Genomic DNA, 26,559 nt, shown 5'->3' with positions numbered 1-26,559 from the left:
TTTACGAACTCGATCACGATTCACCTAATCTGGGCAAGTGAATCTGATCTTCCGCACCATCTTGCACCGCATCCTCAGCACACGTCGCTCGCCTCTTGGCATCACCGATGTCGGCAGCATGACGATGCGGGTGTTGCCCACCGATGTTGATCTGCTGCGCCACATGAATAACGGCCGCTATTTCTCCATCATGGATATCGGCCGCATGGACTTGCTGATTCGCGCCGGCGGCTGGCAGAAGCTCGAACGCAAGGGCTTCTATCCGGTGATGGCGAACGAGACGATCAGCTTTCGCAAGTCGCTCGATTTGTGGAAGAAGTTTCAGCTCGAATCGCGCGTCGTTGGCTACGATGAGAAGGCCGTCTTTGTCGAACAGCGCTTCGTCGTTGACGGTCAGATTTACGCGCAGGCCATGACCCGCGCCCGCTTCCTGAAGCGCGGCGGCGGCACGGTGCCGGTCGCCGAGCTTCTTGAAACCATCGGATGGGATGACGAACAGCCCGTCATGCCCGAGTGGGTTCAGGAGTGGGCCGACCACGTTGCGCTGCCCGTCAGTCGCGCCGACGCTCCATCCCTCTGGACGTAAGCGCGTTCAGAAATTTACTTGACGGTGGCGTTGTCGAACGCGGGTCGCACGGTCACCGTGTCGTAAATGATGTGTAGCCGCGTGATCAATCCGTGTTCGTCGAGTTCAGCGACATCCACCACGACGAATGGCGCGGGGACTCCGTCACTCAAGACCCAATCGAAGTTGAACCAGAAGGCGACCGTGGGGGCACCGTCTTCATTTTCTCCGCGCATCACAGATCGTAGAGTGAGGGTTGCGCTCTGCGAATCCGCGAAAAGTGCCGGATAAAACTCTGCGGGCGCACGTTCACCGTAGAGCGGTGAGATCACCACAGCGTCTTCGGCGAAGAGCGGCAAGATTGCTGCGGTGTCAGAGGCGGCCAGTGCAGCAAGGTACGTCTGAACGAGTTCCATGTGGTCAGCCTAGACCCGTGAGTGTGCGAGTGCGCGGCCACCTAGCGCGGGCAGGTAATCGTGATCGCGTCGAGAAGCAAGCGTTTGCAGTTGTTTCTACGACTTGTGCGGATATGAGAGCGCTCTCTTGACATTCAAGAGAGCGCTCTCATAAGATCAGTCTGCAATCGTGAGAGCGCTCTCATTCCTGATGGGGGACCTCTTTCGGACACCAACATCCCTCATTCACAAGGAAGTGACCGTGAAATCTCTACGACGCACCAAGATGGTTGCAGCCGTCGCAGGCGCAGCATCCATTGCCCTTCTCGCCACGGGTTGCTCGGCAACTGACGGTGGAGGTAGCGATGGCGACATCACCCTCACCGTGACCACCTTCGGCACGATGGGTCTCGACGAACTGTACGCAGCGTACGAAGCCGAGAACCCCAACATCACCATCAAGGCCACCAACATCGACACCGGTGGAAACGCCCTCACAGACTGGAAGACCAAGCAGGCCGCTGGCGCCGGTCTCCCCGACGTTCAAGCCGTTGAAGAAGGATGGCTCGGTCAGGTCATGCAGGTCTCTGACACCTTCCACGACCTTCGTGACTATGGTGCCGACGACATCAAAGACCGCTGGGTCGACTGGAAGCTGGCTCAGGGAACCGACGCAGAAGGCCGCATCATCGGCTACGGAACCGACATCGGCCCCGAAGGTCTCTGCTACAACGGAGACCTCCTGGAGGCCGCCGGCATGCCCTCTGACCGCGACGCCGTAGCCGAGCTCTTCGGTGGGGACAGCGCAACGTGGGATGACTTCTTCCAAGTTGGTAAGGACTACAACGCCGCAACCGGCAAAGCTTTCTACGACCACTCCGGATTCGTTTGGAACGCCATGGTCAACCAGCTCGACGAGGGCTACTACACCGCTGACGGTGAGCTCGACATCGAAGGCAACGCCGACCTCAAGGCTCAATGGGACAAGCTCGCCGATGGCGCAGCATCCGGCCTCTCGGCTGAGCAGACCGCGTGGGACTGGGGCGGGGGAAAGGCCTTCGTTGATGGCTCCTTCGCAACGTTCATGTGCCCCGGCTGGATGCTCGGAGTCGTCAAGGGACAGGTTGAAGCAGCAGGCGGAGACGCCAGCAGCGGCTGGGACTTCGCCGATGTCTTCCCCGGTGGAGCAGCTAACTGGGGTGGCGCCTTCCTGACCGTTCCGACCCAGTCGGAGCACCCGGAAGAGGCAGCAAAGCTTGCCGCGTACCTCACCTCGGCTGAGTCCGAAGTTGCCGCCTTCCAGGCTGCGGGAACCTTCCCCAGCGTCGTAGCAGCTCAGACGGATGACGGTGTCACCGGGAGCAGCGAACTCAGCACCTTCTTCAACGACGCTCCCGTCGGCACGATCCTCGGATCGCGCGCAGAGGGCGTCAAGGCGCAATTCAAGGGCCCGAACGACGCTGTCGTTCAGGAGCAGGTCTTTGGTCCCGCCACCAAGGAGCTCGACGCAGGCGTTGACGGTGACACGGCGTGGAACAACGCTCTTGAGGCTCTGAAGAACCTCGACCTCAACTAACCACCTAGCAACGACTGAGGCCCCCGGCGTGCCCCGTGCCGGGGGCCTCATTTCTTGAAAGCGACTTTTCTCATGACGACCACGACGAGCCCGCCTCGACCAGACACTGGTGCGGCGAAGAAACGCTCTAGGCCGACACAGGCCACGCTCACCAGACGGCAGCGTCTTAGTCGTCTCGATGTGAAAGCATCCCCCTACCTCTACATCGCCCCCTTCTTTGTGCTCTTCGCGCTCATTGGGCTCTTCCCACTCGTCTACACCTTCGTTGTCTCTCTCAACGACTGGGACATCTTGAGTGGCGCCGGCGACTGGATCGGCTTCGACAACTACATCGCCGAACTCAACGACCCCTACTTTTGGAATTCGCTCTTCAACACAATGAGCATCTTCCTGCTGAGCGCGATTCCGCAGCTCGTTGCTGCCGTTTTCATCGCGGCAGTGCTCGACCAGAACCTGCGCGCGAAGACGTTCTGGCGCATGAGCATCCTCATCCCGTACATCGTTACCCCGGTAGCGGTCGCGATCATCTTTTCGAGCGCGTTTGGCGAAAAGTACGGGCTTATTAACAACATCCTGACCTCATTCAACATTGAGCCGGTGCTCTGGAAGAGCGAAGTCTTTGCAAGCCACTTCGCGATTGCCTCGATGGTCAATTGGCGCTGGACCGGCTACAACGCCCTCATTCTTCTCGCCGCGATGCAGGCCGTTCCCCGCGACATTTACGAATCGGCAGCGCTCGACGGAGCGGGCGCTGTGCGTCGCTTCTTCTCGATGACGTTGCCGAGCATCCGCCCCACCATGATCTTTGTGATCATTACCGCCACCATCGGTGGCCTGCAGATCTTCACCGAGCCCAAGCTCTTCAACCCCACCAGCGCGAACCTGGGCGGAGCCCATCGTGAATACCAAACCACCGTGCTCTACCTGTGGGACATGGCGTTCAACCGCGGTGACTTCGGTAAAGCTTCTGCCATCGCGTGGCTGCTGTTCCTGATCATCGTCGGCTTCGGACTGTTGAACTTCGCGATCTCACGCAGGATCGCCTCCACCGAAGTCAAGGTCATCTCCAAGCGCCGCGCCAAAAAACTTGCCCGCTACCGCGCCACCACCGCGGCCAACCCGACCGGCGTGCCGGCGGCAACCGTCGTAGATGAGGAGAAGCGCTCATGAGCACCACAAGCGCCACACGTGCCCCCGATAACGTGACGGATGCGCGCCCGCACGGTCAGCAGAGCCGCCGTGGTCGTGGCCGTGCCCGCGGCCTTGCCGAGCGCCCCGGGTTCTTCGTCTACGGGATCCTGCTTGCGTTGTTCCTTGGCGGCTCCTACCCGCTGTGGTGGTCGTACATTGTCGGCTCAAGCGACAACACCGTACTCACCGAAACGTGGCCACCCTTCTTGCCCGGCGGTCGGTTCTGGATCAACGTCGGCGAAGTGCTCAACACGGTTCCCTTCTGGCAGGCGCTACTGAACAGCATCATCGTCTCGACGATCATCACGACGTCCGTCGTTTTCTTCTCCACGCTCGCCGGCTATGCCTTCGCTAAGTTGCGCTTCAGGGGCCGCGAAGGGCTCATGATCTTTGTGATCGCGACGCTCGCGGTACCGACCCAGCTGGGAGTCATCCCGCAGTTCATGCTCATGAAAGAACTCGGCTGGACCGGCACGCTCGGCGCGGTAGTGGTACCGACCCTTGTCACCGCCTTCGGGGTGTTCTTCATGCGGCAATACCTGGTGGATGTCATTCCCGATGAACTCATCGAAGCTGCCCGTGTCGACGGGGCGAACATGTTCCGCACCTTCCTCAGCGTGGGGCTTCCGGCCGCGCGCCCGGCCATGGCGATCCTCGGTCTCTTCACGTTCATGACCGCGTGGACCGACTACCTGTGGCCGCTGCTCGTTGCGCCGCAGAACCCCACTCTGCAGGTGGCGCTCAGTCAGCTGCAGAGCGCCAAATACGTCGATTACTCAGTCGTTCTTTCGGGCGCAGTATTGGCAACACTGCCACTGCTGATCGTCTTCATTCTCGCGGGACGGCAACTCGTCTCGGGCATCATGGCAGGAGCAGTAAAAGGCTAATGAATTCACTCAGTACCACCACCTGGCCGAAGGGTTTTCTCTGGGGTTCCGCTACCGCGGCTGCCCAAATTGAGGGAGCAGCTCACGAGGGCGGCAAAGAAGATTCAATCTGGGACCACTACGCCCGCCAGCCTCTTGCCGTCGCCAACGGTGACACCCCCGAAGTTGCGGTCGACCATTACCACCGCATGGCCGACGACGTTCAGCTCATGAAAGAGCTCGGCCTCGACTCATACCGCTTTTCCACAAGCTGGGCCCGAGTCGTTCCCGGCGATCGCACCCCGAACGCGGAGGGACTCGACTTCTACAGCCGTCTCGTTGACTCGCTGCTTGAGGCCGGTATCCTGCCCTGGCTCACGCTGTACCACTGGGATTTGCCGCAGGCGCTGCAGGAGAAGGGCGGATGGGCTAACCGCGATACCGCGTACCGTTTCGCTGATTACGCCGAGGCTGTCTATTCGGTATTGGGCGATCGCGTGAACCACTGGACGACCTTCAACGAGCCGCTGTGTTCGTCGCTCATCGGGTACATCGCGGGCGAGCACGCTCCCGGTCTCACCGACCCCCACCAGGGTCTTGCCGCGTTGCACCACCAGCACCTCGCGCACGGCTTGGCAGCGAATCGGTTGCGCGAGATCGCTACCGAACAGGGCCGCGAGATCGAGCTCGGCATTACGCTGAACCTCACGAACGCCGTGCCGAACGACCCGAGCGATCCCGTCGACCTCGACGCCGCTCGTCGCATCGATGGCATCTGGAACCGCATGTTCCTTGAGCCTCTCGTGCTGGGCGCCTACCCGGCCGATGTGATCGAAGACATGCGCGACTACGACTTCGAGCAGCACGTTCAGCCCGGAGACTTGGAGATCATTTCGGCGCCCATCGATTTCTTGGGCGTCAATCACTACCACGACGACAACGTGAGCGGTCATCCCGCTCCCGCTGATGCAGCACCCGGACTTCGCCCCACCACTAAGCCCGGTCGCTCCATGTTCGTCGGGAGCGAGTTTGTGACGATGCCGCCGCGTGACCTGCCTCGCACCGCGATGGATTGGGAAGTCAACCCGAGCGGTCTACACCACCTCCTTGTTCGACTCGGCCAGGAATACCCCACGCTGCCGCCGCTGTACGTCACCGAAAACGGCGCCTCGTACGACGACACTCGCGAGGGCGACTCCATCGACGACCCGAAGCGCGCTAGCTATATTGCGCAACACATTCAGGCGGTGGCGGATGCCATTGCTGACGGTGCTGATGTGCGCGGCTACTTCGTGTGGTCACTGCTCGACAACTTCGAGTGGGCCTGGGGCTACAACAAGCGTTTCGGCATCGTCTACGTCGATTACGAGACGCAGGAACGCATCCCGAAGCAGAGTGCCAAGGAGTACGCCGCGCTCATCGCGGCCACGAAAGCCGCGGTCTGATCGCTACTCTTAGAGAAACGATTAGGTAGAGAGCGAGCTCGTGGCTGAAAAATTGCGCAGCGGTTCGATGCCGACACTAGAGATGGTGGCGGCAGAGGCGGGCGTTTCGCGCGCCACCGTTTCGCGCGTGGTCAATCAGTCTCCCAAGGTGAGTCCGGATGTTGCGGCAGTTGTGCAGGCCGCGATTGAGCACCTGAACTATGTGCCCAATCGCGCTGCCCGTTCGCTCGTGAGCCGCCGCACGCAAGCCATCGCGATGGTGGTTCCGGAATCGGCAGCCAAAGTCTTCGACGACCCCTTCTTCGCTGCGGTGGTGCAGGGCGTTGCGCAGTATCTCGAAGACACCGATTACACGCTCAACATGATCATCGAGTCGGGTTCGGCGTCGCACAAGACTCGTCGTTACCTCCTGGGTGGCAATGTGGATGGTGCGCTTGTCGTCTCGCACCACACCGGCGATCACTCCTACTCCGAGCTCAGCCGAAACCTTCCCGTCGTGTTCGGTGGGCGTCCGCTCAGCGACGTTGACGGCGATAACTACTACGTGGATGTCGACAACTTCACGGGAGCCTGCTCTGCCGTTGAGCATTTGGTGGCATCCGGTCGCACGCGTCTCGCTACGATTGCGGGACCGCAGGATATGCCCCCGGGTGTCGATCGCCTCTCGGCTTTTCACAGCACGCTGTCGCAGCACGGGCTCACGAGCGACCTCGTGGAGACCGGCGACTTCTCGCCGCCCTCGGGCGCCGCGGCAATGCGCCGCCTTTTGGCGCGCGGCGAACCCATCGATGGCATCTTTGCCGCCAACGACCAGATGGCGATTGGCGCGTACTCGGCCATCCGTGAAGCTGGCTTGTCGGTGCCGGGAGACATTGCCGTGGTCGGCTTCGACGACGACAACTACGGGAGCACCGCGACTCCGCCGCTCACGACCGTGCGCCAGCCGTCGGTAGAGATGGGCCGCTGCATGGCCGAGAAGATCGTGGCGCTGATTGAGAAGCGCGCTGTGGATACCGTGACGACGCTCAGTACCGAGCTCGTCATCCGCGATTCGGCGTAGCCGCTATTCCGCGGCGAACGACTGCACAACCTGTTCGAGCACTTCGCGGCACGCCACAATCGACGGCCGGCTCACGCTCGATTCGCGCACTGAGGTGAAAACCGACCGTCGCGGCAGGCCGGGCATCGGCCGCAGTTCGACGGTGGGGGTGCGGCTACCCCAGACGAGCCCCGGCAAGATGGCGGTGGCGTGGCCGGACTCGACCAGGCGGATGTGCGCCTGCAGGTCGGCGGTTTCGAAGCGTACGTCGGGCTCGATGCCGGCGCGTCGGCACTGTTGTTCTGCCCAGTGGCGGGAGGCGGTGCCGCGGGGCTCCATCACCCACGAGCTTGAGGCAGCTTCGGCGAGGGTTGTGATGTCGCTGCCGGCGGGCACAGCAAGTGACAGCTGATCGGCGTAGAGCGGGATCATGTCGAGGTCGGGATGCCGCGGCGCGGCGTGACCGGGGTACTGCTCGGCGATCACCAGATCGAATTCGCGGGTCCAGGTTTCGAAGAGGGCGCTCTCGGGCTCACGCTGCGTCATCTCGATACGGAGCTGCGGGTAGTCCTGAGCGATAACGCTGAGGGCTTGCGGGATAATGCCGAGCGCGGCCGATTGGAAGACGGCGAGTCGAACGGTGCCGCGCACTTCGGTGAGGGAGGAATGGATCTCCGCTTCCATCAGTTCGAGTCGTTCGAGAAGGGCGACGGTGTGCTCCACGAGCAGTTCGGCTTCGGGCGTCAGTTGCACACGGCGACCCGCTTTCACGAGCAGCGGAACCCGCGCTTCTTCCTCGAGAAGGGCCAGTTGTTGAGACACGGCGGAGGGGGTGTAGCTGAGGGCGCTTGCGACGGCAGCGATGGTGCCGCGAAGCTTGAGTTCTCGCAAAAGGCGCAGCCGGCGAACGTCGAGCATCTCTCCTCCAATAGTTAACTTATTCTAAGCGATATCGTGCGAATTCCGTCGCTTTTGCTAAAGGCCTTTCTGGCCGCACACTGAGAGTTCCAGCCCAACCCCCGTTCGGAGGCCTATTCTCGTGAGCATGTCAACGACTGCCGACAACCTCAGTGCTTCACACCAGCACATCGCGGATCAAACGATCAGTACCGTGCGCCGGTGGCTGGCCGAAAGTGAAGAGTTTCCCGCCGATGCGAGTGCCACGCGCCTCGCTGGCGTTCTGAAGGATCCGAACGGTCTCGAGTTCACGCTCGGGTTCATCGACACGGTCGTGCGCCCCGAAGATGTGCGCGTTGCCGGTCGCAACCTCGAGCGCCTCACCCACATCATCCCCGCGTTCCTGCCGTGGTACCTCCGCTTCGCGATCCTCGTCGGTGGCGGCTTCGCGCCGCTACTGCCCTGGATCATCGTTCCGATCGCCCGTCGGGTGCTCCGTCAGATGGTGAGCCACCTCATCATCGACGCGACGCCGTCCAAGCTCGACAAGGCGCTCACCCACCTGCGCGACAACGGTTCGAACTTGAACCTCAACCTGCTCGGTGAAGCGGTGCTCGGTGACGACGAGGCCGATCGCCGTCTAGCTGGCACCAAAGCCCTATTGCGCCGGGATGACGTCAACTATGTCTCCATCAAGGTGTCGTCGGTTGTCTCCCAACTCTCCATGTGGGCCTTCGACGAGACCGTCGACCGCGTTGTCGACCGTCTGACCCCGCTCTACATGCTCGCGCTGAACGCCCCCGACAAGAAGTTCATCAACCTCGACATGGAAGAGTTCAAAGACCTCGACCTCACCATCGCGGTCTTTGAGAAACTCATGGATCAGCCCGAACTGCTCGAACTTGAGGCCGGCATCGTGCTTCAGGCCTACCTGCCGGATGCCCTCACGGCGCTGCAGGAGTTGACTCGCTGGTCGATGGAGCGTCGCGCTCGCGGCGGCGCTGGCATTAAGGTTCGCGTCGTCAAGGGCGCCAACCTTGCCATGGAACACGTCGACGCCATCACTCACCACTGGCCGCTCGCGACGTGGGGCGCCAAGCAAGACAGCGATACTCACTACAAGCGCGTACTCGACTGGGCTTTCACTCCCGAACGCATGGACGCTGTGCGCATTGGTGTTGCCGGTCACAACCTCTTCGACATCGCTTTCGCCTGGCACCTCGCTCAAGAGCGTGGCGTTACCGAGCGCGTTGAGTTTGAGATGCTTCTCGGCATGGCCACCGGGCAGGCCGAAGCGATCAAGCGTGATGTCGGTAGTCTCCTCCTCTACACGCCCGTTGTTCAGCCGAGCGAGTTTGACTCCGCCATCAGCTACCTCGTTCGTCGCCTCGAAGAGAACGCGAGCACTGAAAACTTCATGTCGGGGCTGTTCGAGCTCTCCAGTAACGAAGCCATTTTCATCCGCGAGCGGGATCGCTTCTTGGCGTCGCTCGCAAACCTCGATAAGCCGGCTCAGACCACGAACCGCGTGCAGGATCGCACCCAGCCGGCGGCGCTGATCGGTGACCGCCCCTTCAATAACGTGGCAGATACGGATCCTGCTATCGGCGAGAACCGCACGTGGGGTCGTGCCATTCTGGCTCGCAGCGCCGATTCGCAACTTGGCATCGACTCGATCAAGGCCGGTGCGGTTACGACGCACGAACAGATGTGGAGAATCATTGCCAGTACCGCAGTCGCCGGTCGTAACTGGGGTGGGATGCCCGCAGCCGAGCGCGCTGCCATTCTGCACCGCGCCGGTGATTCGATGGAGAAGTCCCGTGCTCGCCTCATTGAGATTATGGCGAACGAGGCCGGCAAGACGATCGCCGAGGGCGACGTTGAGGTTAGTGAAGCCATCGACTTCGCGCATTACTACGCTGAGCGCGCTCGTGACCTCGAAACCATCGAGGATGCGAAGTTCGTGCCCTCCGCTCTGACCGTGGTGACCCCGCCGTGGAACTTCCCGGTAGCTATTCCCGCCGGCAGCGTGCTTTCCGCGCTCGCTGCGGGAAGTGGTGTCATCATCAAGCCAGCCAAGCTCTCGCAGCGCAGCGCCGCCGTCATGGTGGAAGCTCTCTGGGAGGCTGGTGTGCCGCGCGAAGTTCTCGTTCTTGTCGACCTCAAAGATCGCGAGCTGGGGCGCACCCTCATCGCCGACCCCGCCGTCGACCGCGTCATCCTCACGGGGGCGTGGGAGACCGCTGCGATGTTCCGCGAATGGCGCAGCGACCTGCCGATCCTCGCGGAAACCAGCGGCAAGAACGCGATCATCGTCACTCCGAGCGCCGACCTTGACCTTGCTGTAGCGGATGTCACCAAGAGCGCGTTTGGCCACGCCGGCCAAAAATGCTCGGCTGCTTCTCTTGTGATTCTTGTCGGATCAGTGGGCACAAGCGAGCGCTTCGAACGCCAACTCGTCGACTCGGTACGCACGCTGCGCGTGGGGCTTCCGCAGAACCCCCTCACCACCATGGGTCCGATTGTGGAGCCCGCCCAGGGCAAGCTGCTCGGCGCGCTCACCACTCTCGCTCCCGGTGAAAGCTGGCTTGTGAAGCCTCGCCAGCTCGACGACGAAGGCAAGCAGTGGACCCCCGGCGTTCGCACTGGCGTTGTTCCCGGCAGTGAATTCCACATGACGGAATACTTTGGCCCCGTGCTCGGCATCATGCGCGCCAAGAACTTGGCTGAAGCAATCGAGATTCAGAACGCCGTGGATTACGGGCTCACGGCGGGCATCCACTCTCTCGATCCCGACGAAGTCGCTCGGTGGCTCGACGAAGTTGAGGCCGGAAACGCCTACGTCAACCGCGGAATCACGGGAGCTATCGTCCGGCGTCAGCCCTTTGGCGGCTGGAAGCGTTCGACCGTGGGCCGCAGCGCCAAGGCTGGTGGCCCCAACTACCTGATGACGTTGGGCGAATGGGAAGCCGTTGAGCAGCCCACGTCGGGCAACATTCAGGTGCGCGGCCTGAGTGATCAGGTGTCGTCGGTCATCAAGAAGGCACAGTCGGGCATGGAATTTGATGAGTTCGACCGTGTTCGCCGTGCCGCGGAAAGCGATCAGCGTGCGTGGGAGACCGAGTTCGGTGTCAGCCGCGATGTGTCGAACCTTGGGGTAGAGCGCAACGTGTTCCGCTACCGTCCGGTGCCGGTGACTATTCGTCTCTCGGAGGGCGAACCGCTTGGCCTCCTGGTGCGCATGATTGCCGGTGCGGCTCGCATCGGTTCCACGATCCACATCAGCTCGGCCGTTCCGCTGCCATCACTGCTCACCGAATCGTTCGACTCGGGCACCGCGGTGTCGGTGGCCGACGTCGTCGTCGAGTCGGATGCTCGTTGGCTTGAACGTGCTGCACAGAATGGCCTCAAGACAAGTCGCGTTCGCCTCATCGGGGGCTCGGCCGTCGCGCTCTCGGAAGCGGTTAAGGGCAACCCTGACGTCGCGATCTGGAGCGGTCCAGTCACAACGTCGGGTCGCGTCGAACTGTTGATCTTTGTGCACGAGCAGTCGCTCTCGATCACAGCTCACCGTTTCGGAAACCCCGACCCGGCGATGGCGGCCCTCGAGGTCTAAGGGCGTTCGTCAACCCAGCTCACGTTGGTGCGCGGGGATTCGCTTGAGCGAGTCCTCGCGCACTGTCCTCGCCGTCGCTTAGCCTAAGAAGATGATCCCTTCGATTGCGCTCAACGACGGCCACAGCATCCCCCAACTCGGTCTCGGCACGTGGCCCCTCGGCGACGCTGAAGTCGCTGTTGTTGTTCCGACCGCCATCGAGCTCGGGTACCGCCACATCGACACGGCAGCCAAGTACGGCAACGAAGCGGGCGTGGGTGAGGGCATCCGGCGCAGCGGTATTGATCGCGACGAACTCTTCGTCACGACTAAGTTGGATGGGCAATATCAGGGTGAGGATCGCGCAATCGAGGGCCTGCGGGGCAGCCTCGAACGCCTTGACCTCGAGTTCGTTGACCTGCTGCTGATTCACTGGCCGCTGCCTGACCGCGGCGATTTCCTCTCGACGTGGCGCACCTTCGAGAAGCTTCAGGCGGAGGGCTTCACCCGCTCCATCGGTGTCTCCAACTTCAAGCCGGCCCACCTTGATGTGCTGCTGGATGCTGGGGCCACCGTCCCGGCCGTCAACCAGGTCGACCTCTCGCCGACCAACGCTCGCCTCGACGACCGGGCGTACCACGACTCCCGCGGAATCGTCACGGAAGCGTGGAGCCCCATCAAGAGCGTGCTTGACCAGCCCGTGTTGCTTGAGATCGCGGAAAAGCACGAACGATCGGCCGCTCAGGTCGCACTGCGCTGGCACCTGCAAAACGGCATCGTCGCTATTCCGAAGTCGGCTAACCCCGAGAGGCTGGCCGACAACATTGCGGTCTTCGACTTCGAACTCGACTCGCGCGACCTCGACGCCATCGCGGCGATCGACGTACCGGGGTCAGGCGTCGACTCCGACCAGATCGGTCACTAGCGAGCCATCCACCATGGTCACAACCGCGTGCATGCGCGGAAGGTGAACGAGATCGTGGGTCACGAGCAGCGTTGAGGTGTTGCGCTCGTCGGTGAGGCGCAGGATGAGCTCAATGATGCTCGCACCGCGCTCTTGATCGAGAGCACTCGTCGGTTCGTCCACGAGCAGCACCTTTGGGTCGTTCATGAGGGCGCGCGCGATGTTGATGCGTTGGCGCTGACCGCCCGAGAGCTGATGCGGTCGCTTGTGAGCCTGATCGGCGAGACCCACGGCATCCAGCAGTTCACGAGAGTGAGCGGCAACCTCGGCCCGCTTGCGGCGGCTGTGCGGGGCTCCGAGTTCGTTCATGACGGCGAGCTGTTCCAGCGCGGTCAGCGAGGGCAGCAGGTTCGACTGCTGAAACACGATGCCGATGCTGTCGCGGCGCAGCACCGTCGCTTCGGTTGCCGACAGTTGGGCGGCATCCACATCGTCGATCATGACGCGACCAGAGTCGGGGCGGATGAGGGTGGCGGCTACTGCAAGCAGGCTCGACTTGCCCGAACCGCTCGGCCCTGTAATGCCGGTGACCGTACCGGGGTGGGCACTGAGCGTGACGTGGTCGACCGCGGTGACGCGGCCTTCGCCGTCGGGAAAGGTGAGAGTGACGTTGTCGAGAGTGATCATCGGGTGCTCCCTAGGGCAGTGAGTGGATCGGCGGTGGTGACGGAACGCAGGGCGAAGGCGGCGCCGGCGAGGCCGAGCACAATCATCACGCCTGCCGGCAGCAGGGTGGTGAACGGGCTCAGGATGAACGGGAGCGCGTCACCCAGGAGGGCGCCGAGCAACGCCGTTACCCCGATGCCTATCCCGACACCGATCAGCAGCACGATGAGGGCCTGCCCGAGGGCATCGCGGATGAGCGACGGGGTGGATGCTCCGAGCGCTTTCAGCATCGCAATGTCTGCTTTGCGCTGCATCGTCCACACGGTGAAGAACGCGCCGATGACGAGGGCGGAGATTCCGAATAGCATCGCGACCATCATGAGCAACGAACCGATCTCCGAGCGGAACGAACTGACAGCGGTCAGCGACAGCAGAACGGAGTTGCTGAGAGTGTCGGCGTCGGCGTTGATGGCATCCCAGTCGGCATCGCCGGTGACCGCGATGGCGGTGGCGTAGGCATCCGGGTTGCCGGTCGTGGCGGAGTAACCCTGCCAGTCGTCGAGCGTCAGCTGCACGACGGGCGTGTGGTTGTACCACCAATTGCCGCTGACCTTCTCAACCGTGTACTCGGTGCCGGCGATCGTGATGGTGTCGCCGGTGGTGACGTCGAGGCTGGCGGCGGCATCCTCGGAGAGTCCGACCTTGCCGTTGCCAGTCGGAGCAGTGTCGTCGAAGCCTGCGACAACGCCGAAGATCGCGATGGCGGTGCTGGAGTTGGGGGATTCCGCCTTGGTTTGCGAGACTCCGATGGGGTTGGCCGAGACCACACCGTCGGCGTCAGCCCACGTCGTCGCTTGCTTTTCGGTGACGTTCGAGTCGGAGAAGCTCGCCTCATCCGCCCCCTTGCTGCTCGGGGTCGCGAACACGAGTTGGTCGGCGGGGAGTGAGAGAACACCAGAAACGTTTTGAGCTGCGAGCCCCCCAGTGAGGCCGCTGAGAAATCCGACGAGCACAGTGATGAGGGCAACGACGGTGCCAATGAGCAAAAATCGTCCGCGGGCAAAGCGCAGATCGCGCCACGCAACAAACATGGGGAAGTCCTTTCGGCGTCGACGGTGAGCGACAGTAACCAGCATCCTCGGCAGTGGACGGCAGGGCATCGGCCGAGAGAGTGCACTTGCGAACGCTAAGTGCGGAGCCCACAATCATCCTTTCGGTGGATAGGAGCGGTCGTGGGCGGCAGTAGGGTCGAAGAGTGAGCCACACCGCGTTGACCCCTGTCTTTGTGGGCTTGCGCACCAGTTTGCACATTCTCTTTGTCGCTCTCACGGTGTTGGTTGTCGTGCGGGCTCTCGTGGATGGCAATCCCTACACGGCCGCGGTGATCGCCCTCTCTGCAGTTCTGCTCGTCACCTATGGTTTCGGCGGATACTTGGCCCGGCACGCCATGAGTTCGGGAGCGAGTGCTCAGTCAGCCACCGCCTACGTGTGGGCGCTCGTGCTGTCAGCCGAGTGGCTCGCGTTGGTGTGGTTGAGCCCGGATGCCGCCTACCTCGTGTTTCCCCTGTTCTTTCTTTATCTGCACCTGTTGCCACGCGGCTGGCGCACCCTCGCCGTACTGGGATCAACGTTGCTGGCCATCGCAGCCCTCGGGCTCCACAGCGAGTGGACGGTCGGCGGAGTGGTCGGCCCCCTCGTCGGCGCGGGCGTCGCGATCGTGATCGGTCTCGGCTACAAATCGCTCGCGGCCGAGGCGGCGGAACGCGAACTGTTGGTGAAGCAACTCCTCGAGACGCGTGACCAGCTGGCGCAGACCGAACGTGAATCCGGGGTGCTGGCGGAGCGATCAAGACTCGCGCGCGAGATTCATGACACCGTCGCTCAAGGGTTGTCGAGCATCCAGATGTTGCTGCACGCTGCGGAGCGCGCTGACCCGGATGCCGCTGGCCTCGAGCATGTGCGTCTGGCTCGGGAGACTGCCGCCGCCAACTTGGCCGACACTCGTAACTTCATCCGCGAGCTCGCCCCGGCAGCCCTCGTGGACCAGGGGATCGGGGCAGCGTTGCGCCGCCTTGCAGACACTCAGTGGCAGAGCTCCGAGCGCGAAGTGCGCGTTCGCGTGGCGGATGCGCTCGACCTTCCGATGCCCGTGCAGACCGCGCTGTTGCGAATCGCGCAGGGAGCAATGGCGAACGTCGTGCAGCACTCCGAAGCGACGCAGGCAACTCTCTCGATTGAACGCGATCGTTCGCATGTGCGGCTGACTATCGCCGATAACGGTCGCGGTTTTGACCCCGCCGTGGTCGAGGATGCCTCGGCGCGAGGTTTCTCGGATTCATTCGGACTCACGGCTACGCGCGAGCGAGTCGAGCAGCTTGATGGCGCGCTGACGGTCGAGTCGAAGGCGGGCGAGGGCACCACGGTGACAGTCACTCTGACGGTGGCTCCGCGTGCGGTTGCTGGTTCTGTTGCGGACGCGACCGAGCCGGGGGAGCGCGCATGATTCGGGTAGCGATTGCCGACGATCATCCGGTGGTCCGTGCTGGCTTGCGGGCACTGCTGGAGCACGAAGACGACCTGACGGTGGTCGGCGAGGCCGCGACTCCGGATGAGGCGTTCGCGCTCGTGCAGTCGGTGCACCCGAGTGTGGTGCTGATGGATCTGCAGTTTGGGGCGCAGGAGACCGGCGCCGATGTTACCCGCCGCATCCGTGCCTTGGAGGCTGCCCCCTACGTTTTGGTGCTGACCAACTACGACACCGATGGCGACATTCTGGGTGCGGTCGAGGCCGGCGCGAGTGGCTACTTGCTTAAGGATGCTCCGCCGCACGAGTTGATCGCAGCAGTGCGTGCTGCGGCCGCGGGGGAGAGTGCCCTCGCGCCCGTCATTGCGGGGCGGCTGCTCGATCGGATGCGGGCGCCGCAAGTGAGCCTCAGTAAACGCGAGATCGAAGTGCTGGAGCGGGTTGCTGCCGGGATGTCGAACGCGGCGATCGCCGGAGAGATGTTCGTGTCGCAGACCACGGTCAAGTCGCACCTCGTGCACATCTTTTCGAAGCTGAACGTGTCATCGCGCACCGCTGCGGTGTCGAAGGCGCGCGAACTGGGAGTGCTGCGGTAGCTCGCAGCTGCGCTGCTAATTTTTGAGCGCGATGGTGATGAAGCGCAGGGCTTCGTCGTCGCTGATACCGAGTTCGGCAGCACGACTGGCGTACGCCTTGGCATCGAGCTGAAGCAGGGCGGCGGCATCGCCGGGCTGGGCTTTGACGACGGTACCGTTGCGGCCACGCGAGAGCAGGAAGCCGTCAGCCTCAAGCTCGCGGTAGGCGCGGGCCACAGTGTTGGGCGCAATGCCAAGGTCGCTCGCGAGTTGGCGCACCGTGGCGAGCTTGGTGCCGGCGAGCAATTCGCCGCTGGCGATCTGAGCAATCGCTTGAGCTTTAATCTGCTCAAAAGGAGGGATCGATGCGGAGGTGTCGATCTCGAAAGTAACGGGACTTTCGGTCGGGGTGCGACGCCAAGAATCAGCCATGGTTGATTGTCTCACACGGTGTTTGGCGGCATCCGGGCTGTTTATAACTCGTAATGTGTGGCCCCGACCCGCGCTTTCGCCCGTAGTTTCTCGGTGGGCCTCAGGCGCTTGCACTCGCTGGTCAGTGGCGCCTAAAGTCAACTAATGGTGATGGATGCTCACGCTCTGCTCGCAGGACCGCGCGGCCGCCGTCTTTGCTGGGCAGCGGCGTGCCACGACCCGCACAATGAGCGCCCTGAGGTTGCGGCGTTCAATTACCTGCTCGGATGGGCCACCCATCAGCTCGAAAAAGCCCGTGGCCAGGAGGGCACCATCTTCGGTTGGGGCATCCCCGATCCGCTTCCTGAACCCACTGTCGAAGAGGTCGTCGAGGCGCTTGAAGCGATCCCGCTGACTTCTCTGCCCGCACTCACTTCTGCCGATCTTCTCGAAGCTTTGGGCACCTCCGTCGACAACGCGCGTTACTGGCAGGAGCCCGATGGCACCGACGAGTTGTTGTCGGATGCTCGGCTCAAGCCCGCGCTCGAACGCATCGCTGAGCATCTTGTGGTCTTGCCGGCGGTGGCGTGGTGGAGCGACGGTGTTGCCGCCGAGCAGTGGGCTGTGCAGTTTCGCGATTCCGTTCTCCAGCGAGCAGCCCCCAGGGGGCTGGCGCGGATCTTCGACCAGTGGCGCACAGCGGCTGACGAAGAAGAGGAGCGCTTTATCGAGTACTACTCGGCTGATTCGGCAGGAAATCTGTCGGGAACATGGTGGTCCCGACCTCCCCTTGAACTGGCGATGTCAACCCGCGCACTGCCCGAGGAGGCGCCGGTCGGTGTGTGGCTGGTCGAGGATCGCATAGATAGCGATCCAGCCGATGTGCGGCCAGTGCACTTTGCGCGCTCCGTCCGGGTGTTTGAGATCAGTGGCGCCGAGTCATGGGCCGAGTTGTGTCGCACGTATCCTTTGGATGTCAGCGCTGGGCGTCGTTATGACTGGTTTCTGACGACGGGTCGTACGGGGGCGTGGACGATGCCGGACTGGTCGTTGGTCGCTCGTGACTTTGACGCGGTGCACCTGTCGGTCGCGGCTTATCTCTCTGCAGCAGGCACAGCCATTCCAATTGACAGCGACACCGCGAGCGTGATCGCTGGCTGGGACCCGGACGCGACATATTGGCTGACGGATGTGGTGCTGGGAGAGTTTTCGGAGACGAGTTGGACACTGGATGAACGCACGCGGCGATGGGCTGCCACCGCGCATCAGTAGTCGGGCGATCGCACGACAAACGCCCTCTCCCGCCGCGTGAAATACGCGGAGGAGAGGGCGTTTGTGGTGAGTTCGTGAACGAACCTTAGGCGTCGCGACGCTTGATGAGGGCGGCGGCGGCGATGAACAACACAACCACCCAGGCGACGAGCACCAAGAACCCCTGCGTGGCATCGAGGCTGATGATGTCAGAGCCCGTGGGGACCGGCGGGCCGCCCATAAACGATCCATCACCGATGGCGTACATGAGTGCTCCCGCATTCGACGGCAAGAACGCTGACAGGTTCTGAACCCACACGGCCTGGGTGATGGCGGCGAGGATCCCGAGCACGGTTGGCACGACGAGGATCAGTCCTAAGACTGTTGCGATGCCGCCCGCGCTGTTGCGAAGGATCGCACCGAAGCCAAAGGCAAGCAGGGCGACAAGGGTGAGGTAGCCGGCTCCGCCAACGAGGGCGCGCATAACTTCGCCATCCAGGAGCTGACCTTCAACGCCTTGGCCGGCGAGAATGGGGGCCGTGATCAGCGCAGTGGCCACGATCGATCCAAGGCTCACCACGAAAGTCGCCAGTGCCAGCACGAACGCTTTGGCAAAGAAGGCAGGCAATCGCTTTGGCACTGCGGCGAACGTAGAACGGATCATGCCGGTCGTGTATTCACCGCTGATGATGAGCACACCGAGCACAGCGGCGACAAGTTGCGTGAAGCTCACACCAAGGGTTGCCACCATGACGGTGAACGACTTCTGGGTCTCTGTGTCAATTGCCGGGCCACCGGAGGTGTCGAACGTGACTGCCATGAGCAAGCCGAAGGCCACCGTAAGCAATACGAAAATAGCGAACAACCACAGAGTTGAACGCAGAGTGCGCAGCTTGATCCATTCGGAACGTACGACGCGGGCGAAGTTCAGACGAGTTGCACCCTGAACTCGTGCGTTCTGAGCGCCCGAGGGCTGGGGGGCTTCGAGGGTAGTCGTGGTCATCGGGAAACCTCCGAGTGGTATTCGACGTCGTCTTGCGTGAGTTCTAGGTAGGCGTCTTCGAGCGAAGCCGACAGGGGAGTGAGTTCGTGCAAGACAATCCCGGACTGTGCTGCTGCTTCACCGATCTGAGCGGATGCCAGCCCGGCGATGTTCAGAACGTCGCCTTCGATGCTGGTGATGGTGGCGTCGCTGCCCGAGAGTCGGTTGGCGAGCTCGGCAGCCTGCGGCGTGCGCACGCGCACGGCGGTGCCGGTGGCGATAGCGAGAATCTCGCTCACTGGGGCATCCGCAATGATGCGGCCACGGCCCAGCACGATCAGGTGATCAGCGGTTTGCGCCATCTCGCTCATCAGGTGTGAGGAGAGGAAGATTGTGCGGCCTTCGGAGGCGAGCTGCCGGGTGAGCTTGCGTACCCACATGACACCTTCGGGGTCGAGGCCGTTGACGGGCTCGTCGAGAATCAGTGTTTGTGGGTCACCGAGCAGGGCGGCAGCAGTTCCGAGACGCTGCCCCATTCCGAGCGAGAATCCGCCAACGCGTTTCTTCGCGACGGACTCGAGGCCAGTCATGGCGATGACTTCATTGACGCGAGCTTTGCCGATGCCGTGGGTCGCGCCCATCGCGAGCAAATGGTTGTAGGCGGTGCGACCGGTATGGATTGCTTTCGCATCGAGGAGGGCACCCACTTCGTGCATGGGGTTGTGGTGCTGGGCGTACTGCTTGCCGTTGACGGTCACAGAACCGGAGTCGGGACGATCGAGCCCGATGATTGTGCGCATGGTGGTGGACTTGCCGGCACCGTTGGGGCCCAGAAAGCCGGTGACGAGACCGGGACGGATGGTCGCGGTGATGTTATCGACGGCAGTTTTGGCGCCGTACCTCTTGGTTAATCCTTGAATTTCGATCATGTTTTAAGTTTAGGGGCGTTCCGGCGTAAACGCGTCCCCCACAAGGATGACTTTGGTGGCCGAAGGATGATCTTTGTGCCCGCGGCGTGCTAGTTGTGCGCCGAGCGCGCGTATAACATGAGCACATGTCTGATTTCACGGGTCGCCAGTTGATCACCGTCGCCGTCCCCGGCACTGACATGGAGGCCGCGGCGGCGGCCCTGCGCAAGAAGCTGGCCGAGTATCCCGACGCTCGCGTCACGGCCCTGACGCAGCGTTCGACCAGCCTGTGGGCTGGCATCTTTTCGCAAAACATCCAGCTTCTGGCGGCGATCGAATACACCGAATAGCTCGGCTGTCGCTGCGGGCGGCGATGCGCACCCCGCTATCGCTGCCTCATGTCAGCTACCGCAGTCAGCCTTACCTCCGCCCTGGCCAGCATCTCTGAGCGCTGGCAGCCGCACCGAGTTGCAAGAGTCAACGATCACGATGTGAAGATCGTGAAGCTGCAGGGCGAGTTCGTGTGGCATTCGCACCCCGAAACGGATGAACTGTTTCTGGTGGTGGAGGGGGAGCTCACGATCCAACTGCGGGATCGCGACGTCGTGCTCGGCCCTAACGAACTCTTTGTGATTCCGCGCGGCGTCGAGCATTGCCCGAAGGCTGAGCAGGAGGTGTCCGCCATCATCATCGAGCTGGGTGGAACGGTGAACACCGGCGACGCTGGCGGTGATCGAACCTCGCCCCTGCGCGAATTGAGCTAGCCCACAACGTGTAATGCTCGACATTTTCTCGATTTTCGCCGTAGCCTAGGGGAGTCATGAACAATCACGAGAGGACGCAGATGTCACAGGAGTCAATGACGGAGACGGCGGATTCCCCGGACCTGACTCAGGCCAAAGAGATCGTGGCGCGCATCCAGCGACTGATCATCACGGCAGCGCTCGCGGCTTTCGGCTACGGCGCCTTTCTGGTGGCGAGCAAAGGCATTTGTGCGGGCGGATTTAATGGTGACGGTGACTTCATCGATGCGGATGGCAACGTCACCGAGAGTGTGCCGCAGTGCATCTCCCTCACGCTCGGGCCGAGTGGTGTCATCTACATTGCGATCGCCGTCATCGCGATTCTTGCGATCCGTGCTGTGCAGCGCCGCGCGAGTACGGTGGCGGAGGCGATGCGCTATCTCGACCGTGCCGCTGCCAGCATCGTGATCTTGGCCGTCGCATCCTTGGTCATCAGCTATGTTTGGTTCTCGCTTATTCCGATCACGGACTGGAATGGCAGTGGAACTTTCTTCTTTCCTTTCCCCTTCGGTGCGGTAGACGTCGACATTTCGCCGATGCAGTCGCCGTAAGCCGGGTGCGCGGTTAGCTGGGAGAATTGATCCCATGACCGCCACTGCCACGCCGGCCCGCCTTCGCGCTGCTGCGATTGCGACGTTTCTCGTTTTCGGAATCAACGGCCTGGTGTTCGCCAGCTGGGCGGCCCGCATCCCCGCCGTCACAGAAACCCTGAGCCTCACGCCGGGGCAGATGGGCGGACTGCTGCTGTGCCTCGCCGTGGGCTCTCTTATCGCGCTCCCGACGGCGGGCTTCATCACTGAGCGAATCGGTGCCGCCAACACAGTGCGAGTCGCCGGCCTCATCGCGGCGCTCGCCGCGGCAGGCGTCGCGCTCTCGCTTTCTGCTGCAACCACCATGGGCACTGCCATATCGCTCTTCATCTTCGGTATCGGCATCGGGCTCTGGGATGTCGCGATCAATATCGAAGGTGCCCACGTTGAACACAGGCTGGGGCGCACCATCATGCCGCAGTTGCACGCCGCTTTCAGCGGGGGAGCGTTCCTCGGAGCCATCATCGGTGCGGGCCTTGCCAACATCGGTATCGGGCTACCGGCTCACCTCTTCGTCATCGCTGCTGTTGTTGCGGTGGCGACGCAATGGCTTCCGCGTTACTTTGTGCCGCGCATCCCGGAGCCGACTCAGCCCACAGGCGACGTTGCTTCGCCCAAGGCGCGCAGCGCGTGGAGTGACCGCCGCACCCTGCTCATTGGTGTTGTGGTGCTCGGGGCGACGCTCACCGAAGGCGCCGGGAATGACTGGATCGCCAAGGCCGCGGTCGACGGACTCGAGGTCACCGAAGCCAACGGTGCCTTCATGTTCGCCACCTTCGTGCTGGCGATGACCGCTATGCGCCTCTTCGGCGGCCGAGCGATTGATGCTTTCGGTCGTGTCGTGGTGCTGCGGGGAAGCATGGCCGCTGCCGCCATTGGCCTCACCGTTTTCGTGGTCGCCCCCACCCTCTGGCTCGCCCTGATCGGTGTGGCGCTCTGGGGAGTTGGGGCCGCGCTCGCCTTCCCAATGGGGATGTCGGCAGCGGCCGATGACCCGAAGCACGCTGCGGCCAGAGTCTCTGTCGTCGCCACTATCGGCTACGTGGCCTTCCTTGCCGGACCGCCACTGCTGGGATTCCTCGGCGACGTCGTCGGAATCAGGGGCGCTCTGCTCGCGATCGGAGTGCCGATCGTGGTGGCACTCGTGCTTGCCGGCGCGGCGAAACCGCTGCCGAAGAAGTAGCTCAGCGCCCGTGCGAAGGCCGCCGGGGAGTCAGCTCAGGACTTAGACGCCGGGGAGTCATCTCAGGACTTAACGGTTTCGTCGACGATGCCCACGAAACGGCTGCCAATGCCGTCGACTTCGGAGCGGTACACGCCCTCAGCCGGCTCGGGGAGCTCCGTGGGGGAGTGCCAATCGCACGAGAGGTACGTGAACGCGGGCCACCACTTCTTGGGGCGAGCCGCCTCCGTGAAGCCGCAGACCGTGCAGGTCAGCTGCATCCACACAGGGCGCTTGCCGGTGCGGTTGGCGCGCGACTGAACCAGCCACGCTGGCGGGTTGGTTTCAAGTTCTTCGAACTCGGCATCCGACATCCGCGACGGAATGCCGTGCCTCGTGGCCATCTCCAGAGGGATGTCGAGGCGAAGCGCAGCTTCCCGTTTCGTAATCATGCTTCTACGGTACGCGACCCGGGCCGCCGCAGCAGCCTCCAACGGGCCTGCGCGCTAGCTGATGTAGACCTTGCGCAGCGTTTCGGTGATGGTCCAGGTGGTCTGCATGCCGTCGGTGAGCCGCACAACATCGCCGGGGCCGACAACGACGGTGCGATCATCCGCAGCGTAATGGATGCTGGCGCGCCCGCTAATCACGACAAAGACCTCATCGACCTCGGTGTCTGTTGCGGTGCCCACGCTCATCTCCCAGACGCCGATCTTGCTGTCGCCGAGGGTGTCGAGCACGGCGTAGCCCGCGGTGGGAGTGCCCTCCACCACCTCAGCCGCATCCAGTGCTTCGTGGGTGACGGGGACGGCGCTCGCCGCGAGGGGCGTGCCGGGGGTGAGAAGCGCTGCGGGTTCAGTCATGGGCTCAGCCTATGAGACTGGGCTGCAGATCGCGCAGGGTGCGACGGTGGGTCATGCGTGTCACTCCGATCGCGGCGAAAATCAGTGCACCACCGAGCCAGGCGCCGAGCACGAGAGCGTCGGTGCCGACCCGCGCAAGGTCGCCGCCGTACATGAGCTGGCGCATAGCATCCACGACGTAGCCCATCGGCAGAACGTGGTGCAGGGCGGCCAGCGGTGCGGGCAGAGTTTGCCACGGGAAGGTGCCGCCGGCGGTCACGAGTTGCAGCACCATGAGCACGAGCCCTAGGAATTGGCCGACGGAGCCGAACCAAATGTTGAGGGCGAGAATGATCGCCGCGTAGGTGAAGCTCGCTGCCACCATTACGCCGAGGGTGCCGACGGGATGCGTGAAGTTGAAGCCGAGAGCGATCGCGAGAATGCCGAACAGGGCGACCATCTGAAGCGCGCCCAGAATGGCGGGCGTGAGCCACCCCGCCAAGGTGACCCGGATTGGCGAACGCAGGGCCGTCACGGCACGCTTGGAGACGGGTTTCACGATGAGAAACAGCGCGTAGATTCCGATCCAGCCGGCCAGAGCGGTGAAGAACGGGGCGAGACCGGCGCCGTAGTTGCCGGCGGCGGTCACGGAACTTGTCTCGACGGCGACCGGATCAGCGATGGCTTCGGCTTGCAGGGCGCGAAGGTCGGCGCTGGAATCGGGCAATGCCTCCACGCCACTCGCGAGGCCGTCGCGCAGCTCGGCGGTGCCGTCGGAGAGCGTGGAGAGTCCGCTTTCGAGAGTGCTGACGCCAGCGCTGAGCTGGGATGCTCCGGATGTTGCGCTGCCGGTCGCTGTGGCAATCTGCTGCGCCCCCGAGGCGAGCTCAGCCGCGCTACTCGCGAGCGTGTTCGCGCCCGCGGCAAGTTCATCGACCTGAGCCACCGCGGACTGCACGGTGCCGTTTCCCTCCGCGATGCGATCACTGAGGGGGTCGAGGGCAGAGAGCACCTCGTCGATCTGAGTGGTGTCGAGGCCCTGCTCGGTGAGCGCGGCGACGAGGTCGGCGCGGGCGGTGGGCAGAGCATCCGCAATGGTTTGGGCAGCCGTGCCCGCGCGATCGGCGTAACCGGCAAGCTCGGTGTTGCCGGCAGCGACCTGGGCGGCTCCGGCAGAAAGCTGGTCGGCTCCGCTGGCGAGGCTGCTGGTCGCGGTGCTGAGTTTGGTCAATCCCGAGGCGAGCGTGCTCGCGCCATCCGATAGTTCATCGGCGCCCGAAACGGCGTCGCGCGAGCCGTCGAGTAACTGCGAAGCGCCATCGGCGGCATCCGACAGTTCAGAGCGGATGTCAGAGATAGCCGTCAGCAAAGTGCCGGCCGCTTCTTCTCCCACGAGTTCCGCTACCGAGCGCCGAATCTGTTCCACCGCCTGCTTGCCAATCGTGGACGCGAGGTAGTTATTGGCGTCGTTGGTTTCGAGGTCGATCTCAGCTTGATGCGGGTCGGTGCCCGCGATGGAAGTGAGGGCATCCGAGAAGTCGTGGGGGATCGTGACAGTGAAGTCGACGCTACCCTCGGCGAGGGCCGTTTCAGCTTCGCCGGGAGTGAGCACGTGCCACTCAAAGTCGTTGCCCTTGAGGAGATCATTGGCGACTTCGTGGCCGTAGTTCACGGCTTCGGTCTCGCCATCGGCGGGCACCCCGTCGTCGGTGACGACAAGCCCGACGGGAACTTCCGCGAAGCTGCCGTACGGGTCTTGGTTCGCCCAGAGATACACGCCGCCGTAGAGCACCGGCACGAGCATGAGCGCGAGCAAGGCCAGCATGGCCATGCGTGACGAGGTGAGTCGCCGCAGTTCAGCGGCGATCATGGAGGGAACCTTCATGCGTTTTCTACTCCTACGCCGCCGCCACTTTGGGCCCAGGCGGCGGTGCGTTCATCGAATGCTCCGAGGCTGTTGCGCAGGGTTTGCTCGGCGGCTTCAGCTCGCAGGATCACATCGGCGTGCGTGATCGCCCACTCCGAAGCACGACCGGCAACAGCCAGCACGGCAAAGCCACGGTCGGCGAACTCGCCAAACAGTGTCCACCAGTCGAGTGGCTGGCCGCCGTGACGATCGGGTGCCGTCACGACCAGACCCTCGACGTGCGGGCGCAGCACAGCAAGCTCACACAGCACCCGCAAGCGCGTCGTGGGTTCGATGTCCGCAATGGCGGTGGAGGCGAGAGGGCGGAGGCCCTGCTCATCCAGCCAGCGGCGCGCGGCGAGCGGGTCGGCGCGCTGGCCAGCGAACATCAGCTCTTCGGCGACGACGCCCACGAGTGGTACTCCGGCGTCCGGGTCAGAGACGCCGGGAGCGTCAACGAGAGCGACGCGGCGACGGAGCGCTCGGGCATCCTGCCGCCCGTCGATCGTGACGGTGCCAGTCGAGGGGCGCATGCGACCAGACGCGATAAGGCCAAGAACGGTAGGGCGCTGCTCGGTTTCAGCGACGGCCAGCGTCACGCTGCCGCTGACGAAGGTGGTGGATGTCGCGGGCAAGTCTTCGGCGTTGCGACCCTGAGTGACGCCGCTGAGTTCGACCCGCATCAGCGCTCGACCTCGGTTGCTGGTGCGGCTTCCGCGGCAGGGTCGCCCAGGATCTCGGGATGCTGCTCGAGCAGCGCGACGGTTTCACGCCACGAGAGGCCAGCCATGCTGAGCGTGGTGCGCACGGCGAGCGAACGTGCTTCGGGCAGGGCGGCATCAACGCGAGTGATGGCGGCACGGGCGGCCTCTTCGACGAGGCGGGCGAGCGTGGCAACATCCACATCGGTGCGCAGAGTGTTGTCGTCTTGCCCGCGCTGCAGAATCGCGGCGACAGCGGCCCGCAGCGGCGCGAGAGCCTTGCCGGTGGAGGCGAGGTGCGCGTCGTCGAGGGCGATGGATGCCGCGACCTGAACGTGGGCGGCCTCCTGCCAGAGCAACGAGGTGAGTCGCGCAAGGGCGAGCTGAGCATCCGCGTCGGTGACGCTGAGGGCGATGCGGTTGAAGCGTTCGGCGCCCGCCTCGATGATCTCGGTGACGAGTGCGTTGCGGTCGGCGAAGTGCCCGTAGAGAGCGCGGCGCGAGAGGCCGGCGCTGCGGGCAATCGTGTCGATCGAGGCTTGAGGGTCGTGCGCAATCGCGGCGGTCGCGGCACTCAAAATACCGGCGCGGTTGTCGACGGCGTCCTGGCGCGGGCGACGAGGAGCGGGGGTGGTCATGCCCTCACTGTAATAACTTGCACACTGCTGTGCAAGTTATTACAGGTGACTTTCAGGTGTCGAGCCACACCCCCGCTACAGCGTCAGAAGCTGCGAGCCGAAACGCCTCCGAACCAAAACGCCTGCG

The 26,559-nt window shown here is 63.2% G+C and carries 27 protein-coding genes; 15 read left to right on the top strand and 12 right to left on the bottom strand.

Translation table 11 applies throughout. The annotated features are described in order from the left end of the window. Window positions 1–37 precede the first annotated feature (37 nt). Complete coding sequence (locus tag ACR3YK_RS04740) at window positions 38–586, top strand: thioesterase family protein (protein WP_486176067.1); 549 nt, start codon at window positions 38–40, stop codon at window positions 584–586. Between the two features lie 14 nt (window positions 587–600). On the opposite strand, the gene ACR3YK_RS04735 is transcribed toward ACR3YK_RS04740, so the two are convergent. Beyond that, a complete protein-coding gene (locus ACR3YK_RS04735; protein WP_486176066.1) occupies window positions 601–981 on the bottom strand; it encodes a nuclear transport factor 2 family protein in 381 nt (126 codons plus the stop codon). Between the two features lie 241 nt (window positions 982–1,222). On the opposite strand from ACR3YK_RS04735, the gene ACR3YK_RS04730 reads away from it, so the two are divergent. The 5 genes from ACR3YK_RS04730 (at window position 1,223) to ACR3YK_RS04710 (ending at window position 7,098) form a co-directional block, all read left to right on the top strand. Beyond that, window positions 1,223–2,536 carry an ABC transporter substrate-binding protein gene (locus tag ACR3YK_RS04730; protein WP_486176065.1) on the top strand — a complete coding sequence of 438 codons (1,314 nt, stop codon included), beginning with the start codon at window positions 1,223–1,225 and terminating at the stop codon, window positions 2,534–2,536. A 72-nt stretch (window positions 2,537–2,608) separates the two neighbouring features. Beyond that, the gene (locus ACR3YK_RS04725) at window positions 2,609–3,706 is read left to right on the top strand and encodes a carbohydrate ABC transporter permease (protein ID WP_486176064.1); all 1,098 of its coding nucleotides are present in this window, start codon (window positions 2,609–2,611) and stop codon (window positions 3,704–3,706) included. Further along, complete coding sequence (locus ACR3YK_RS04720; protein ID WP_486176063.1) at window positions 3,703–4,614, top strand: carbohydrate ABC transporter permease; 912 nt, start codon at window positions 3,703–3,705, stop codon at window positions 4,612–4,614. The genes ACR3YK_RS04725 and ACR3YK_RS04720 overlap by 4 nt, the downstream gene beginning before the upstream one ends. Further along, entirely contained in the window at window positions 4,614–6,038 is a 1,425-nt protein-coding gene (locus tag ACR3YK_RS04715) for a GH1 family beta-glucosidase (protein ID WP_486176062.1), read from the top strand. Before ACR3YK_RS04720 ends, ACR3YK_RS04715 begins: the two co-directional genes overlap by 1 nt. 67 nt (window positions 6,039–6,105) lie before the next feature. Next, complete coding sequence (locus tag ACR3YK_RS04710; RefSeq protein ID WP_486176369.1) at window positions 6,106–7,098, top strand: LacI family DNA-binding transcriptional regulator; 993 nt, start codon at window positions 6,106–6,108, stop codon at window positions 7,096–7,098. 3 nt (window positions 7,099–7,101) lie between these two features. On the opposite strand, the gene ACR3YK_RS04705 is transcribed toward ACR3YK_RS04710, so the two are convergent. Further along, the gene (locus tag ACR3YK_RS04705; RefSeq protein WP_486176061.1) at window positions 7,102–7,995 is read right to left on the bottom strand and encodes a LysR family transcriptional regulator; all 894 of its coding nucleotides are present in this window, start codon (window positions 7,993–7,995) and stop codon (window positions 7,102–7,104) included. 127 nt (window positions 7,996–8,122) lie between these two features. Between ACR3YK_RS04705 and ACR3YK_RS04700 the strand changes: the two genes are divergently transcribed. Together ACR3YK_RS04700 and ACR3YK_RS04695 are read left to right on the top strand one after the other, a co-directional pair. Next, complete coding sequence (locus ACR3YK_RS04700; RefSeq protein WP_486176368.1) at window positions 8,123–11,590, top strand: bifunctional proline dehydrogenase/L-glutamate gamma-semialdehyde dehydrogenase; 3,468 nt, start codon at window positions 8,123–8,125, stop codon at window positions 11,588–11,590. 91 nt (window positions 11,591–11,681) lie between these two features. Beyond that, complete coding sequence (locus tag ACR3YK_RS04695; protein WP_486176060.1) at window positions 11,682–12,494, top strand: aldo/keto reductase; 813 nt, start codon at window positions 11,682–11,684, stop codon at window positions 12,492–12,494. Here the strand turns inward: ACR3YK_RS04695 and ACR3YK_RS04690 are convergent. Together ACR3YK_RS04690 and ACR3YK_RS04685 are read right to left on the bottom strand one after the other, a co-directional pair. Next, on the bottom strand, window positions 12,462–13,160 hold the full coding sequence (locus ACR3YK_RS04690) for an ABC transporter ATP-binding protein (protein WP_486176059.1): 699 nt from the start codon (window positions 13,158–13,160) through the stop codon (window positions 12,462–12,464). The two genes, ACR3YK_RS04695 and ACR3YK_RS04690, sit on opposite strands and share 33 nt — an antisense overlap. Continuing rightward, on the bottom strand, window positions 13,157–14,230 hold the full coding sequence (locus ACR3YK_RS04685; protein ID WP_486176058.1) for an ABC transporter permease: 1,074 nt from the start codon (window positions 14,228–14,230) through the stop codon (window positions 13,157–13,159). The genes ACR3YK_RS04690 and ACR3YK_RS04685 overlap by 4 nt, the downstream gene beginning before the upstream one ends. Window positions 14,231–14,394: 164 nt before the next feature. Here ACR3YK_RS04685 and ACR3YK_RS04680 point away from each other — a divergent pair, with 164 nt between their 5' ends. Together ACR3YK_RS04680 and ACR3YK_RS04675 are read left to right on the top strand one after the other, a co-directional pair. Next, a complete protein-coding gene (locus ACR3YK_RS04680; protein ID WP_486176057.1) occupies window positions 14,395–15,642 on the top strand; it encodes a sensor histidine kinase in 1,248 nt (415 codons plus the stop codon). Continuing rightward, window positions 15,639–16,259 (top strand): response regulator transcription factor, encoded by a 621-nt coding sequence (locus tag ACR3YK_RS04675; RefSeq protein WP_100387684.1) that lies wholly within the window; start codon window positions 15,639–15,641, stop codon window positions 16,257–16,259. The genes ACR3YK_RS04680 and ACR3YK_RS04675 overlap by 4 nt, the downstream gene beginning before the upstream one ends. A gap of 15 nt (window positions 16,260–16,274) precedes the next feature. Here ACR3YK_RS04675 and ACR3YK_RS04670 read toward each other — a convergent pair whose 3' ends face one another. Next, entirely contained in the window at window positions 16,275–16,670 is a 396-nt protein-coding gene (locus ACR3YK_RS04670) for a GntR family transcriptional regulator (protein ID WP_486176056.1), read from the bottom strand. Between the two features lie 144 nt (window positions 16,671–16,814). On the opposite strand from ACR3YK_RS04670, the gene ACR3YK_RS04665 reads away from it, so the two are divergent. Beyond that, on the top strand, window positions 16,815–17,921 hold the full coding sequence (locus tag ACR3YK_RS04665) for a hypothetical protein (protein WP_486176055.1): 1,107 nt from the start codon (window positions 16,815–16,817) through the stop codon (window positions 17,919–17,921). Window positions 17,922–18,006: 85 nt separating this feature from the next. Here the strand turns inward: ACR3YK_RS04665 and ACR3YK_RS04660 are convergent, their stop codons facing one another. Continuing rightward, entirely contained in the window at window positions 18,007–18,903 is an 897-nt protein-coding gene (locus ACR3YK_RS04660; RefSeq protein ID WP_486176054.1) for an ABC transporter permease, read from the bottom strand. Beyond that, window positions 18,900–19,811 carry an ABC transporter ATP-binding protein gene (locus tag ACR3YK_RS04655; RefSeq protein WP_486176053.1) on the bottom strand — a complete coding sequence of 304 codons (912 nt, stop codon included), beginning with the start codon at window positions 19,809–19,811 and terminating at the stop codon, window positions 18,900–18,902. Before ACR3YK_RS04655 ends, ACR3YK_RS04660 begins: the two co-directional genes overlap by 4 nt. A 125-nt stretch (window positions 19,812–19,936) precedes the next feature. Here ACR3YK_RS04655 and ACR3YK_RS04650 point away from each other — a divergent pair, with 125 nt between their 5' ends. The 4 genes from ACR3YK_RS04650 (at window position 19,937) to ACR3YK_RS04635 (ending at window position 22,366) form a co-directional block, all read left to right on the top strand. Beyond that, window positions 19,937–20,140: a hypothetical protein gene (locus tag ACR3YK_RS04650; RefSeq protein ID WP_486176052.1), complete on the top strand. Its 204-nt coding sequence runs from the start codon at window positions 19,937–19,939 to the stop codon at window positions 20,138–20,140. A gap of 48 nt (window positions 20,141–20,188) precedes the next feature. After that, window positions 20,189–20,554, top strand: coding sequence for a cupin domain-containing protein (locus ACR3YK_RS04645; RefSeq protein WP_486176051.1), 366 nt, complete (start codon window positions 20,189–20,191; stop codon window positions 20,552–20,554). Between the two features lie 80 nt (window positions 20,555–20,634). Then, window positions 20,635–21,144 (top strand): hypothetical protein, encoded by a 510-nt coding sequence (locus ACR3YK_RS04640; protein WP_486176050.1) that lies wholly within the window; start codon window positions 20,635–20,637, stop codon window positions 21,142–21,144. A gap of 34 nt (window positions 21,145–21,178) precedes the next feature. Continuing rightward, window positions 21,179–22,366, top strand: a complete 1,188-nt coding sequence (locus ACR3YK_RS04635) for an MFS transporter (protein WP_486176049.1) — start codon at window positions 21,179–21,181, stop codon at window positions 22,364–22,366. 62 nt (window positions 22,367–22,428) lie between these two features. Here the strand turns inward: ACR3YK_RS04635 and ACR3YK_RS04630 are convergent, their stop codons facing one another. From ACR3YK_RS04630 to ACR3YK_RS04610, 5 genes are read right to left on the bottom strand one after another with little or no spacing between them, the layout of a single operon-like run. Then, window positions 22,429–22,797: a hypothetical protein gene (locus ACR3YK_RS04630; protein ID WP_486176048.1), complete on the bottom strand. Its 369-nt coding sequence runs from the start codon at window positions 22,795–22,797 to the stop codon at window positions 22,429–22,431. 54 nt (window positions 22,798–22,851) lie between these two features. Beyond that, on the bottom strand, window positions 22,852–23,208 hold the full coding sequence (locus ACR3YK_RS04625) for a cupin domain-containing protein (protein ID WP_486176047.1): 357 nt from the start codon (window positions 23,206–23,208) through the stop codon (window positions 22,852–22,854). A 4-nt stretch (window positions 23,209–23,212) separates the two neighbouring features. Further along, complete coding sequence (locus ACR3YK_RS04620) at window positions 23,213–25,072, bottom strand: YhgE/Pip family protein (RefSeq protein ID WP_486176046.1); 1,860 nt, start codon at window positions 25,070–25,072, stop codon at window positions 23,213–23,215. After that, the gene (locus tag ACR3YK_RS04615) at window positions 25,069–25,776 is read right to left on the bottom strand and encodes a hypothetical protein (protein ID WP_486176045.1); all 708 of its coding nucleotides are present in this window, start codon (window positions 25,774–25,776) and stop codon (window positions 25,069–25,071) included. Before ACR3YK_RS04615 ends, ACR3YK_RS04620 begins: the two co-directional genes overlap by 4 nt. Next, window positions 25,776–26,432, bottom strand: a complete 657-nt coding sequence (locus tag ACR3YK_RS04610; protein WP_486176044.1) for a TetR/AcrR family transcriptional regulator — start codon at window positions 26,430–26,432, stop codon at window positions 25,776–25,778. Before ACR3YK_RS04610 ends, ACR3YK_RS04615 begins: the two co-directional genes overlap by 1 nt. Between the last annotated feature and the right edge of the window lie 127 nt (window positions 26,433–26,559).

The sequence above is a fragment of the Salinibacterium sp. 10G20-15 genome (assembly GCF_057365065.1).
Note: the sequence above shows the minus strand (reverse complement) of the source record. Positions and strands in the feature narration are given on the sequence as shown.

What these genes read in the sequence shown, in the direction of transcription:
- ACR3YK_RS04735 (WP_486176066.1), bottom strand. Translation starts at nt 981, where the DNA reads ATGGAACTCGTTCAGACGTACCTTGCTGCACTGGCCGCCTCTGACACC.
- ACR3YK_RS04725 (WP_486176064.1), top strand. Translation starts at nt 2,609, where the DNA reads ATGACGACCACGACGAGCCCGCCTCGACCAGACACTGGTGCGGCGAAG.
- ACR3YK_RS04720 (WP_486176063.1), top strand. Translation starts at nt 3,703, where the DNA reads ATGAGCACCACAAGCGCCACACGTGCCCCCGATAACGTGACGGATGCG.
- ACR3YK_RS04715 (WP_486176062.1), top strand. Translation starts at nt 4,614, where the DNA reads ATGAATTCACTCAGTACCACCACCTGGCCGAAGGGTTTTCTCTGGGGT.
- ACR3YK_RS04710 (WP_486176369.1), top strand. Translation starts at nt 6,106, where the DNA reads ATGCCGACACTAGAGATGGTGGCGGCAGAGGCGGGCGTTTCGCGCGCC.
- ACR3YK_RS04705 (WP_486176061.1), bottom strand. Translation starts at nt 7,995, where the DNA reads ATGCTCGACGTTCGCCGGCTGCGCCTTTTGCGAGAACTCAAGCTTCGC.
- ACR3YK_RS04700 (WP_486176368.1), top strand. Translation starts at nt 8,123, where the DNA reads ATGTCAACGACTGCCGACAACCTCAGTGCTTCACACCAGCACATCGCG.
- ACR3YK_RS04695 (WP_486176060.1), top strand. Translation starts at nt 11,682, where the DNA reads ATGATCCCTTCGATTGCGCTCAACGACGGCCACAGCATCCCCCAACTC.
- ACR3YK_RS04690 (WP_486176059.1), bottom strand. Translation starts at nt 13,160, where the DNA reads ATGATCACTCTCGACAACGTCACTCTCACCTTTCCCGACGGCGAAGGC.
- ACR3YK_RS04685 (WP_486176058.1), bottom strand. Translation starts at nt 14,230, where the DNA reads ATGTTTGTTGCGTGGCGCGATCTGCGCTTTGCCCGCGGACGATTTTTG.
- ACR3YK_RS04675 (WP_100387684.1), top strand. Translation starts at nt 15,639, where the DNA reads ATGATTCGGGTAGCGATTGCCGACGATCATCCGGTGGTCCGTGCTGGC.
- ACR3YK_RS04670 (WP_486176056.1), bottom strand. Translation starts at nt 16,670, where the DNA reads ATGGCTGATTCTTGGCGTCGCACCCCGACCGAAAGTCCCGTTACTTTC.
- ACR3YK_RS04665 (WP_486176055.1), top strand. Translation starts at nt 16,815, where the DNA reads ATGGTGATGGATGCTCACGCTCTGCTCGCAGGACCGCGCGGCCGCCGT.
- ACR3YK_RS04660 (WP_486176054.1), bottom strand. Translation starts at nt 18,903, where the DNA reads ATGACCACGACTACCCTCGAAGCCCCCCAGCCCTCGGGCGCTCAGAAC.
- ACR3YK_RS04655 (WP_486176053.1), bottom strand. Translation starts at nt 19,811, where the DNA reads ATGATCGAAATTCAAGGATTAACCAAGAGGTACGGCGCCAAAACTGCC.
- ACR3YK_RS04650 (WP_486176052.1), top strand. Translation starts at nt 19,937, where the DNA reads ATGTCTGATTTCACGGGTCGCCAGTTGATCACCGTCGCCGTCCCCGGC.
- ACR3YK_RS04645 (WP_486176051.1), top strand. Translation starts at nt 20,189, where the DNA reads ATGTCAGCTACCGCAGTCAGCCTTACCTCCGCCCTGGCCAGCATCTCT.
- ACR3YK_RS04640 (WP_486176050.1), top strand. Translation starts at nt 20,635, where the DNA reads ATGTCACAGGAGTCAATGACGGAGACGGCGGATTCCCCGGACCTGACT.
- ACR3YK_RS04635 (WP_486176049.1), top strand. Translation starts at nt 21,179, where the DNA reads ATGACCGCCACTGCCACGCCGGCCCGCCTTCGCGCTGCTGCGATTGCG.
- ACR3YK_RS04630 (WP_486176048.1), bottom strand. Translation starts at nt 22,797, where the DNA reads ATGATTACGAAACGGGAAGCTGCGCTTCGCCTCGACATCCCTCTGGAG.
- ACR3YK_RS04625 (WP_486176047.1), bottom strand. Translation starts at nt 23,208, where the DNA reads ATGACTGAACCCGCAGCGCTTCTCACCCCCGGCACGCCCCTCGCGGCG.
- ACR3YK_RS04620 (WP_486176046.1), bottom strand. Translation starts at nt 25,072, where the DNA reads ATGAAGGTTCCCTCCATGATCGCCGCTGAACTGCGGCGACTCACCTCG.
- ACR3YK_RS04615 (WP_486176045.1), bottom strand. Translation starts at nt 25,776, where the DNA reads ATGCGGGTCGAACTCAGCGGCGTCACTCAGGGTCGCAACGCCGAAGAC.
- ACR3YK_RS04610 (WP_486176044.1), bottom strand. Translation starts at nt 26,432, where the DNA reads ATGACCACCCCCGCTCCTCGTCGCCCGCGCCAGGACGCCGTCGACAAC.